Genomic DNA, 9,981 nt, shown 5'->3' on the forward strand with positions numbered 1-9,981 from the left:
TGCGACCTTCCGTCCCCCAGACGGACGCGCTACCAGGCTGCGCCATAGCCCGACTTGTTCCGCTGTCATACTGCTTTTGTGCCCCGTCGCAACCCCTTTGCAGGGGAAATTTTCATTGCTCGCCGGCGGTCGAAGCGGCGAGTCTCTCGTGCAGGGCCCGCAACGCCGGAAGCGCCGCACGGACCGCGTCGGACTGCTCTTCGGTGAGGCTGTCGAGCCAGGCGAGCCGGCCGATCGGACCGGGCTTCGCCGAGGCCGGGGCCTGCGGCGGCAGCGCGGCCTCGAGCGGTTCCGCGGCCGGTTCGGGTTCGGCCAGTGACTCCGGTTCCGGTTCGTCCGCGAATGCTGGCGGTTCCTCCGTCTCGGCTTCGCCGGCCGCCTCCGCGATGTCGGGCGATTCTTCGTCCGCGGCGGGCGCGTCCCACGCGTCTTCGGTGAGATCGACGGCCGGGGCGTCGTCCTTTGCGTCTTCGGCCGCCCACTCGGTTTCGGGCGGTTCATTGAAGGCGATATCGCCCTGCGCGGCATCGTCGGCGTCATCCTCGGCCTCGGGCGGCACATCGTCCAGCGCCGCCGCCGGATCCGAGGCCATCGCGAAGGCGTCCTCGTCCGCGGCCGGTTCGTCCGCCGCATCCTCCAGGCCGTCCGCCTCGAAGGCGGCGGCGGTGTCCTCGGCTTCGGCCGTGGCGATGTCGCCGGGACCGTCGGGCAGGTCGGGGCCGGGCGTCGGCGGCGGATCGGGCGGCAGGTCGGGCTTGGGCGTCGGTTGACGCGAGGCGCTGGAGGGGAAGGCGATCAGCCGCTCTTCGGGTTCGGGCGCCTCGACCTCGACGAAGGGCGCGTCCTCGATCTCGTCGTCGAACCCGGCCGCCGCGGCCTCGGCGTCGGCGCCTTCCAGCTTGCGGACGGACAGCCGCGCGACGTGGCGAACCCCCTGTTCGCGCAGCATCTTCTGCACGCCCTTGATGGTCATCCCGTCGTCGTGCAGCAGCTTCTTGATGCCGCCCAGCAGCAGCATGTCGGCCGGGCGGTAATAGCGCCGGCCGCCGGCGCGCTTGACCGGCTTGACCTGCGCGAACTTGCTTTCCCAGAAACGCAGGACATGGGCCGGCGTCTGCAGCCAGTCTGCGACCTCGGAGATCGTGCGGAAGGCGTCGGGCGACTTGTCCACGCCTCAGCCCTGCCGCCGGTTGCCGTCGGCGACGCGATCCTTCATCAGGTGCGACGGCCGGAAGGTCAGCACGCGGCGCGGCTGGATCGGGACCTCTTCGCCGGTCTTGGGATTGCGGCCCACGCGCGCGGCCTTGTCGCGCACTGAGAAGGTGCCGAAGGACGAGATCTTGACCTGCTCGCCCTGGACCAGCGCGTCGGACATGTGCTGCAGGACCGCCTCGACCAGGTCGGCGCTTTCGTTGCGCGACAGGCCGACCTCGCGGAACACGGCCTCGCTCAGATCCATGCGCGTCAAGGTCTTGTCACTCATCGTCAACCCTCCCGTTACCGGGGCAACTGTGGCCGCGCCGAATTGCCAAGTCAATTCGGCGTGTTGCACGAGGGGCCGGGAATTGCGGGAACGTGCCTACCAGCGCAGCACGACCGACCCCCAGGCCAGCCCGCCACCGATCGCCTCGGTGACCACGACGTCGCCCCGGGCGATCTGGCCGCGGTCGCGGCCCACCGACAGCGCCAGCGGAATCGACGCGGCCGAGGTGTTGCCGTGATCCTGCACCGTGACCACCACGCGGTCCATCGACAGGCCCAGCTTCTTCGCGGTGCCGGCGATGATGCGGATGTTGGCCTGGTGCGGCACGATCCAGTCGATGTCGGAGGATTCCAGCCCCGCCTTCGCCAGCGACGCCTGCGCCGTGGCGGCCAGTTTCTCGACCGCGTGGCGGAACACTTCCTTGCCCTGCATGCGCAGGAAACCGGTCGAGTTCGTGGACACGCCGCCGTCGACGTATAGGATCTCGCGGTGCCGGCCGTCGGAATTGAGGTCGGTGGCCAGGATGCCGCGATCCGCCGTGGTGCCGGTGCCCTCCTGCGACTCGAGGATCAGCGCGCCCGCGCCGTCGCCGAACAGCACGCAGGTCGACCGGTCGGACCAGTCCATGATCCGGCTGAACGTCTCGGCCCCGATGACCATCACCCGCTGCGCCTGTCCCGACAGGATCAGCGCGTTGGCGGTGGTCAGCGCGTAGATGAACCCGGCGCAGACCGCCTGCACGTCGAAGGCGAAGCCCTGCACCATGCCCAGCCGGGCCTGCACCATCGTCGCGACGGACGGAAAGGTGAGATCGGGGGTCGAGGTGGCGACGATGATCGCGTCGACGTCGTCGGCCTGCAGGCCCGCGTCGCGCAGCGCGTTCTGCGCCGCCCGCGTGGCCAGGTCCGACGTGGTTTCATGCTCGGCGGCGAAATGGCGCCGCTCGATCCCCGATCGCGAGCGGATCCATTCGTCGGTCGTGTCGAGCGTCTGTTCGAACTCGGCGTTCTCGACCACCCGTGCGGGCAGGTCGTGCCCGACCCCGATGACGACGGCGCGTTGTGTCATGTAGCTTGTGAGTCCTTCCCGCCCGCTTCGGACGCGTCGTGCATCCCGGCTTCGGCCGCATCCTGCGCCTGTGCTGCCGCAGAGGCAACCCGCGCGGCCAGCCGGTCGTCGAACCCCGAGCGCGCCAGCTCGAACGCCAGCTTCACCGCCGCCGACACGCCGGTCGCATCGGCCGAGCCGTGCGACTTCACCACCGTGCCGTTGAGGCCCAGGAACACGCCGCCGTTGACGCGGCGCGGGTCGATCCGCTTCTTGAGCCGCTTGAGCGAGGTCAGCGCCAGGACCGAGGCCAGCCGCGACAGCGGCGTGTAGGCGAACGCCTCCTTCAGGAGGTCGCCGATCAGCTGCGCAGTGCCCTCGCCGGTCTTCAGCGCGACGTTGCCGGTGAAGCCGTCGGTGACGATCACGTCGCAGCGGTCGCCGGGTATGTCACCGCCCTCGACGAAGCCGACGAAGTCGAAGTTTCCGGTCTCGGTCTGGGCCGCGATCAGGTCATGGGCGGCGCGCAGCTCGGCGCGGCCCTTGTGTTCCTCGGTGCCGACGTTGAGCAGGCCGATGCGCGGCCGCGCCAGTTCCAGCCCGTTGCGGGCGTAGGAGGCGCCCATCATCGCGTATTGCAGCAGGTCCTCGGCATCGGCGCGGATATCGGCGCCCACGTCGAGCATCACGTTGAACCGCTGCGGATTGCGCGACGGCCAGAGCACCGCGATCGCCGGGCGGTTCACGCCGGGCAGCTTGCGCAGGCGGATCATCGACAGCGCCATCAGCGCGCCGGTGTTGCCGCAACTGACGCAGACCTTCGCCTCGCGGTCGCGAACCGAATCGATGGCGGACCACATCGAGGTGCCCTTGCCGTTGCGCATGACCTGGCTGGGCTTGTCCTTCATGTCGACCACGTCCGCGGCGTCGCGGATGGTCACCCGGCCCTCGAGCACGCGCTTGCGCGCGACGAGACGCTGCAATTCGGCCTCGGGGCCGTGCAGGATGAAGTCGAGACCGGGATTCTTGGCGGCCGAATCGGCAATGCCGGCGACGACGGTCGCGGGACCGTTGTCGCCGCCCATCGCGTCGACGGAAATCACGATGCGGTCGGGTCCGGTCGGCGTGCTGTGATCCTTGAGAGAAACCATCGCGGCGTCCGGGCCTTGCCGTTTATGCCGCGTCGTCGTCCAGGTCGATCTCGTCGGCCATGGCGACGACTTCGCGCTCGGCGTAGTGGCCGCAGGCGGGGCAGACGTGATGCGGGCGCTTCAGCTCGCCGCAATTGTCGCATTCGTTCGGGTTGGCACCCGACAGGGCGTCGTGGGCGCGGCGGTTGTTGCGGCGCGACTTGGACACCTTGTTCTGTTGGACGGCCATGTCTCAACCTTCTCGTGTTTCGGGCCGGGGATTACTGGCCGGCCGGCGTTGTGGGAATTGTGATGCGCCTCTTAGTCCCTTGGGCCGGGACGGCACAACCCTTCATCTGTCATGAGCGCGCGAAAATACGGACAAGCCGCCAAAGCGCAAGCGGATTCTCAGCGGCTCTCGCCGTCCGGCGCGTCGTCGTCGCGGACGTCGTTTCCGGCGCCCTCGGCATCGTCGCCGCGCAGGCTGTCGCGCAGGCCCTTCAGCCCCGCGAAGGGGCGGGTGTCCTCGTCGCGCAGGGGGGCGACGCCGGGGTCGGCATAGACCGCCTCGCCCAGCGCGGCGCCCTCGGCGCGGGGGTAGGCGGGCATCGCCAGCGCCAGCGCCTCGGTCATCACCGCCTGCAGGTCGATCTCCGATCCCAGCGGCTCGAGCGTGTCATCTTCCGGCATCTCGATCTCGGCGCCCGGCTCGTCCGCGGGCTCGATCTCGGAGGCGGGCAGGAAGCGGCGCGTGACCGGCGTGTCAATCCGCGTGGTGACCGGCTGCAGCGTCACGATACAGGGCTGCACCACCGTGGCGCCCAGTTCGGCGTCCAGCCGCCAGCCGCGTCCGCCGCTGGCCTGGACCGTGCCCGCAAAGCGCAGCTTGCGGATCGCCGTGGCGCCCAGGTGCTCGGCCAGCGCGGCGCAGGTGTCGGCGTCCGGGCGCAGCTCGAACTCGTGCTCGGCGCGCGGGTTCAGACCGGCCACCACCAAGCGCGTCGGCGCGCTTTTCGTCTCTTTCATGCGCTGTCCTCTCGGTCGCGTCCCGCGCGGGGCGCGCCGCCGCCGGACGGGACGTGCGGGGCCGGCTTGAACGGCGCCGCGTCATTCTGTAAGCGGAGGTAAAGACCCGCAGGGTCGATGACAAGGGGCAGGGGATGCAGCGACGCGGAGCGACGGCAGGGGTGGTATTCGCGTTGGCTCTGGCCCTCGGCGGTTGCACGGCGATGGAGCGGACCCACGGCTGGACCCCGCCGGAGGAGCTGCTGCAGCAGATCGTGCCCGGCATCGACAGCCGCGCCACGGTCGAGGACGTGGTCGGCCCCCCGACCGCCTCGGGCGTGCTCAACGACGGCGGCTTCTACTACATCGAGACCGACATGCGCCAGATCGGCTGGCGCGCCCCCGAGATCACCGACCGCCGCATCGTCGCGATCACCTTCGATGACGCCAGCGTCGTGACCAACATCACCGAGTACGGGCTGCAGGACGGCCGCGTTGTCCCGATCAGCCGCCGCGTGACCGAGTCGCCCGACAGCAACATCGGCTTCATCCGGCGCCTGTTCGGCAACATCGGCGGGCTGTCGCTGCCCGGCATCGGACGGTAGGTGCGGGGCCGGGTGCAGACCCCCGAAAGGGCGCCCATGCGAACGGCCGGCGACCTCATCCCGAAATCAGCGCGCAGGCGCCGCGCGGGCGTCTGGCCAAGCCGGAGCGGCGGGTCGTGAGCGGCCCGTCGGACGGCCTCGACCGCGGTCTGGTCCTGGGCCGCTACCGCGTCCGGCGGGGGCAGGGCGCCGCCGACCTCGCCGCCGCGCGGGCGCTGCGCGCTGCCGCCTTCGCGCGCCCCGCGGGCCACGACGACGATCCCCACGACGCGCGCTGTGTCCACGTCCTGATCGAGGACCTGTCCCGGGACGAGGCCGTGGCCTGCTTCCGCATGGCCGACCTCGACCCCGCCGAGATCGAGACCAGCTACGCCGCGCGCTTCTACGACCTGTCGCGGCTGGCCCGGGGCGGCGGCCCGCTGCTGGAACTCGGCCGCTTCTGCCTGCGCCCGGGGCGCCGCGATCCCGACATCCTGCGCCTCGCCTGGGCGGCCCTGTCGATGCACGTCGACGCGGCCGGCACGCGGCTGATGTTCGGCTGCGCCTCGTTTCCCGGCGCGGACCCGGCGCGCCACCGCCCGGCTTTGGCGCGCCTCGCGCGGCACCACGTCGGCCCTGCAGCCCTGCGCCCCGGCGCCCGCGCCCCCCGCACCGTCGCCTTGGACCCTGCGCCGCCCCAACCAGGGGCCGCAACCGAGGGCCTGCGCGCCATGCCGCCGCTGTTGCGGACATACCTGGCGATGGGCGGCTGGGTCGGCGACCACGCCGTGATCGACGACGAGATGGACACGCTGCACGTCCTCACCGCCGTCGAGGTCGCCGCCATTCCGCCCGCCCGCGCGCGCAGCATCCGTGCCGTCGCGGCGCGCGCGGTGCCGGCCTGACGCGCCCGCTTGACGGCGCGCCCCGCCGGGCCTAGCCACCGCGCATGGCACAGGCACCCCTATTACAACTTTCCGACATCGCGATGACCTTCGGCGGCGACCCGGTGTTCGAGGATCTCTCGCTGACCGTCCAGCAGGGCGATCGCGTGGCTCTTGTCGGCCGCAACGGCTCGGGCAAGTCGACGCTGATGAAGGTCATGGCCGGCCTCGTCGAGCCCGACAGCGGCGCCGTCACCGTCCCCGGCGGCACCACCGTCGGCTACATGGAGCAGGACCCCGACATGTCCGGCTTTGAGACGCTAGGCGACTTCGCCGCCGCCAATCTAGGCCCGGCCGAGATGTACCGCGTCGAGGCGGCATCGGAAGGGCTGAAGTTCGACCCCGACCGCCCCGTCGCCACCGCCTCGGGCGGCGAGAAGCGGCGCGCGGCGCTGGCGCGCCTGATGGCCGAGGCGCCCGACCTCATGCTGCTGGACGAGCCGACGAACCATCTCGATATCGAGGCGATCGGCTGGCTCGAGGACCAGCTGCGCGCCACGCGCGCCGCCTTCGTGCTGATCAGCCACGACCGCCGCTTCCTGTCGACGCTGACCCGCGCGACGCTCTGGATCGACCGCGGCGCGGTGCGGCGGCGCGAAAGCGGCTTTGCCGGCTTCGAGGAATGGCGCGACACGATCTGGGAGGAAGAGGACACCCAGCGCCACAAGCTCGACCGCAAGATCAAGGCCGAGGCCCGCTGGGCCGTCGAGGGCATCAGCGCCCGGCGCAAGCGCAACCAGGGCCGCCTGCGCGCGCTGCACGCCATGCGCGCCGAACGCGCCGCGCAGACCGCGCGCACCGGCACCGCCGCGATGGACCTCGCCGCCGGGCCCAAGTCCGGCAAGCGCGTGATCGAGGCCGAGCATGTCGGCCACGGCTTCGGCGACAAGACCATCGTGCGCGACTTCTCGATCCGCGTGGCGCGGGGCGACCGCATCGCCTTCGTCGGCCCGAACGGCGTCGGCAAGACCACCCTCATCCGCATCCTGATGGGCGAGATCGCGCCCGACCAGGGCCGCGTCACGCTGGGCACCAACCTCGTGCCGGCGGTGTTCGACCAGGCGCGCGCGCGGCTCGATCCGGACATGAGCCTTTGGGACAGCCTGACCGGCGATCCGGACATGCGCGTCTCGGGCAAGGCCGACCAGGTGATGGTGCGCGGCCAGCCCAAGCACGTGGTGGGCTACCTCAAGGAGTTCCTCTTCGACGAGGGCCGCGCGCGCGCACCCGTTCGATCGTTGTCGGGCGGGGAGAAGGCGCGCCTGCTGCTGGCCAAGATCATGGCGCGCGAAAGCAACTTGCTGGTGCTGGACGAACCGACCAACGACCTCGACGTGGAAACGCTCGACCTGCTGCAGGACCTGCTGGGCGAATACGACGGCACCGTGCTGCTGGTCAGCCACGACCGCGACTTCCTCGACCGCGTGGCGACCGCCACCGTGGCGATGGAGGGCGACGGCCGCGCCACGGTCTATGCCGGCGGCTGGTCCGATTACCGCGCGCAACGCGCCGAAGGGCAGGGCGACGCGCCCGCGCCGTCCGCCGACAAGGGCGGGAAGTCAAAGGGTTCGGCGCCCGCGCCCGTGTCGAAGGCGGCGCCGAAGCAGAACGGCCTGACCTTCGCCGAACGCGACCGCCTGAAGAAGCTGCCCGCCGAGATCGAGCGCCTCGAGGCCGAGATCGCCAAGCTGGAACAGCTGATGGCCGACCCCGAGCTCTTCACCCGCGAGCCGGTCAAGTTCCAGAAGGCGACCGAGGCGCTGACCGCGCGCCACACCGCCCTGCAGGACGCCGAGGAGGACTGGCTGGCGCTGGCCGAACGCGACGAAAGCTGACGGGCAGGGCGCGCCTCAGGCGGCGCGCTTCAGCCCCAGCACCTTCGCCAGCAGGGTCAGCTCGACCACCGTCAGCAGGATGCGCAGGATGTGGTGCAGGCTGACCAGCGCCGGGTTCGCCGCCAGCGACAGCGCGATCACCGACATCTCGGCCACGCCGCCGGGCGCGAAGCTGATCAGCAGGTGCAGCCATTCAAGGCCGGTGATCGCCGTCAGCACGGCGGCGAACCCCGCACCCAGCGCCAGCATGTAGCTGACCGAGATCACCGACAGCCAGGCCGACCGGCGCAGCAGCGCCATGCCCAGCCCCTGGAACCGCAGGCCCAGGCTGACGCCGATGACCATCTGCGCCGCGGCGATCATCCAGACCGGCAGGTGCAGGTCGATCACGCCGCTCAACGTCGCCGCCGCCGCGATCAGCATCGGCCCGGTCAGTTGCGCCGCCGGCAGGCGCAGCATCTTCGCGCCCAGCATGCCCGCGAAGGCCGCCACCGCGATCGTCGCGATCCCCAGCGCGTCGGCCGGTGCGGCGTCGCCCGAAGCGAGCGCGAGCCCCGCGGCGCTGCCCACCGGCTCTCCCATCCACAGCGACAGGCCCAGCGGCAGCACGGTGATGGTGACGATGATGCGCAGGAATTGCTGCGCGGTCAGGATGCGCGTGTCGGCACCGGCGCCTTCGCCCAGAAGGATGCTCTCCATCAGCCCGCCGGGCGTGCCCGCGTAGAACGCCGTCGCGCGGTCGTAGCCGCCGAGGCGTCGGAACACGGCCATGTTGCCCATGTGCGCGAGGAACACGAACAGGATCAGGCCGCCCACGGTCCACGGCAGCTCGCCCGCCAGGCGCAGCAACTCGGGTGTGACCTGCGTGCCGATCATCACGCCGATCAGCGCGACGAAGCCGCTGCGGAACCGCATCGGAAACGCGTAGCCCTCGAGCACCCGCGGCTTGACCAGCAGCACCAGCCCCGCGCAGATCGCGAGACTGCCCAGCATCCACGGCATCGGCAGGCCCAGCAGCACGGCGACCTCGCCCCCCGCGAGGCCAAGCGCCAGCAGCGCCGCGGTGGTCAGGATCATCCGCATGGTCGGCATGCGACGCTTCTATGCCGCGTCGCGGGAAGGTGCAAACCGCCTTGGCGCGGCGCCGCTTCGGGCTAGGCTGCGCGGCATGGCGTTGTTCATCGGATCGACCATCTATCGCGGCTCGCGCTACGGCCGCCTGCACCCGCTGTCGATCGAGCGGGTGCCGGCCGTCATCGACCTGTCGCGCGCTTTGGGATGGCTTCCGGCGTCGCGCTACCGCACGTCGCCCCGCGCCAAGCCCGCGGCGCTCACGGGCTTCCACACGCCCGCCTATGTCGACGCCCTGCAGCGGGCCGAGGCCGCGGGCGCCGTCGACGCCACCACGCGCGAGCGGCACGGGCTGGGCACGTTGTCGAACCCGGTCTTCCCCGAGATGTTCCGCCGCCCCGCCACCGCCGTGGGTGGCGGGCTGCTTGCGGCCGAACTGGTCGCTACGGGCGGCGTCGTGCACAACCCCGGTGGCGGGACGCATCACGGCATGCCCGACCGCGCCGCCGGCTTCTGCTACCTGAACGAGCCCGTGGTCACGATCCGCCGCCTGCTCGACATGGGGGTCGAGCGCGTCGCCTACGTGGACATCGACGCCCATCACGGCGACGGGGTCGAGGCGGCTTTCCAAGGCTCCGACCGCGTGCGGCTCGTCTCGGTCCACGAGGCGGGGCGCTGGCCCTTCACCGGCCTGCTGACGGACCACGCAGGTGGTGCGGCGTTCAACCTGCCGGTGCCGCGCGGCTTCAACGACACCGAGTTCGCGATGGTCCTGAACGAGGTCATCCTGCCCGCGGTCGCCGCCTTCGGCCCCGGCGCGATCTACCTGCAATGCGGCGCCGATGCGCTGGCCGAGGATCCGCTGTCGCGCCTCGCGCTGTC

At 71.2% G+C, this 9,981-nt stretch carries 11 protein-coding genes; 4 read left to right on the forward strand and 7 right to left on the reverse strand.

Translation table 11 applies throughout. From position 1 onward, the window contains the following. Positions 1–112: 112 nt before the first annotated feature. From ACFDTC_RS15805 to ACFDTC_RS15830, 6 genes are all read right to left on the reverse strand, one after another. A complete protein-coding gene (locus ACFDTC_RS15805; protein ID WP_375259848.1) occupies positions 113–1,171 on the reverse strand; it encodes a MerR family transcriptional regulator in 1,059 nt (352 codons plus the stop codon). A gap of 3 nt (positions 1,172–1,174) precedes the next feature. After that, a complete protein-coding gene (ihfA, locus tag ACFDTC_RS15810) occupies positions 1,175–1,483 on the reverse strand; it encodes an integration host factor subunit alpha (protein ID WP_375259849.1) in 309 nt (102 codons plus the stop codon). 96 nt (positions 1,484–1,579) lie between these two features. After that, a complete protein-coding gene (locus ACFDTC_RS15815; RefSeq protein ID WP_375259850.1) occupies positions 1,580–2,551 on the reverse strand; it encodes a beta-ketoacyl-ACP synthase III in 972 nt (323 codons plus the stop codon). Next, positions 2,548–3,681: a phosphate acyltransferase PlsX gene (gene plsX / locus ACFDTC_RS15820; RefSeq protein ID WP_375259851.1), complete on the reverse strand. Its 1,134-nt coding sequence runs from the start codon at positions 3,679–3,681 to the stop codon at positions 2,548–2,550. The genes ACFDTC_RS15815 and plsX overlap by 4 nt, the downstream gene beginning before the upstream one ends. A 22-nt stretch (positions 3,682–3,703) precedes the next feature. Further along, complete coding sequence (gene rpmF, locus ACFDTC_RS15825) at positions 3,704–3,910, reverse strand: 50S ribosomal protein L32 (protein WP_089883797.1); 207 nt, start codon at positions 3,908–3,910, stop codon at positions 3,704–3,706. Positions 3,911–4,068: 158 nt separating this feature from the next. Continuing rightward, positions 4,069–4,686 carry a DUF177 domain-containing protein gene (locus tag ACFDTC_RS15830; RefSeq protein WP_375259852.1) on the reverse strand — a complete coding sequence of 206 codons (618 nt, stop codon included), beginning with the start codon at positions 4,684–4,686 and terminating at the stop codon, positions 4,069–4,071. A 203-nt stretch (positions 4,687–4,889) separates the two neighbouring features. Between ACFDTC_RS15830 and ACFDTC_RS15835 the strand changes: the two genes are divergently transcribed. From ACFDTC_RS15835 to ACFDTC_RS15845, 3 genes are all read left to right on the forward strand, one after another. Further along, positions 4,890–5,270 (forward strand): outer membrane protein assembly factor BamE, encoded by a 381-nt coding sequence (locus ACFDTC_RS15835; protein ID WP_375259853.1) that lies wholly within the window; start codon positions 4,890–4,892, stop codon positions 5,268–5,270. Between the two features lie 116 nt (positions 5,271–5,386). Further along, the gene (locus ACFDTC_RS15840) at positions 5,387–6,154 is read left to right on the forward strand and encodes a GNAT family N-acyltransferase (RefSeq protein WP_375259854.1); all 768 of its coding nucleotides are present in this window, start codon (positions 5,387–5,389) and stop codon (positions 6,152–6,154) included. Between the two features lie 44 nt (positions 6,155–6,198). Then, positions 6,199–8,028, forward strand: a complete 1,830-nt coding sequence (locus ACFDTC_RS15845; RefSeq protein ID WP_375259855.1) for an ABC-F family ATP-binding cassette domain-containing protein — start codon at positions 6,199–6,201, stop codon at positions 8,026–8,028. Positions 8,029–8,043: 15 nt separating this feature from the next. Here the strand turns inward: ACFDTC_RS15845 and ACFDTC_RS15850 are convergent, their stop codons facing one another. Continuing rightward, on the reverse strand, positions 8,044–9,120 hold the full coding sequence (locus ACFDTC_RS15850; RefSeq protein WP_375259856.1) for an AbrB family transcriptional regulator: 1,077 nt from the start codon (positions 9,118–9,120) through the stop codon (positions 8,044–8,046). Positions 9,121–9,196: 76 nt separating this feature from the next. Here ACFDTC_RS15850 and ACFDTC_RS15855 point away from each other — a divergent pair. Continuing rightward, a partial coding sequence (locus ACFDTC_RS15855; RefSeq protein WP_375259857.1) for an acetoin utilization protein AcuC occupies positions 9,197–9,981 on the forward strand: 785 nt, incomplete at its 3' end.

Origin of the sequence: Citreimonas sp., from assembly GCF_042096055.1 — a bacterium.
GTDB lineage: Bacteria > Pseudomonadota > Alphaproteobacteria > Rhodobacterales > Rhodobacteraceae > Citreimonas.

What these genes read in the sequence shown, in the direction of transcription:
- ihfA (WP_375259849.1), bottom strand. Translation starts at nt 1,483, where the DNA reads ATGAGTGACAAGACCTTGACGCGCATGGATCTGAGCGAGGCCGTGTTC.
- ACFDTC_RS15815 (WP_375259850.1), bottom strand. Translation starts at nt 2,551, where the DNA reads ATGACACAACGCGCCGTCGTCATCGGGGTCGGGCACGACCTGCCCGCA.
- plsX (WP_375259851.1), bottom strand. Translation starts at nt 3,681, where the DNA reads ATGGTTTCTCTCAAGGATCACAGCACGCCGACCGGACCCGACCGCATC.
- rpmF (WP_089883797.1), bottom strand. Translation starts at nt 3,910, where the DNA reads ATGGCCGTCCAACAGAACAAGGTGTCCAAGTCGCGCCGCAACAACCGC.
- ACFDTC_RS15830 (WP_375259852.1), bottom strand. Translation starts at nt 4,686, where the DNA reads ATGAAAGAGACGAAAAGCGCGCCGACGCGCTTGGTGGTGGCCGGTCTG.
- ACFDTC_RS15835 (WP_375259853.1), top strand. Translation starts at nt 4,890, where the DNA reads ATGGAGCGGACCCACGGCTGGACCCCGCCGGAGGAGCTGCTGCAGCAG.
- ACFDTC_RS15845 (WP_375259855.1), top strand. Translation starts at nt 6,199, where the DNA reads ATGGCACAGGCACCCCTATTACAACTTTCCGACATCGCGATGACCTTC.
- ACFDTC_RS15850 (WP_375259856.1), bottom strand. Translation starts at nt 9,120, where the DNA reads ATGCCGACCATGCGGATGATCCTGACCACCGCGGCGCTGCTGGCGCTT.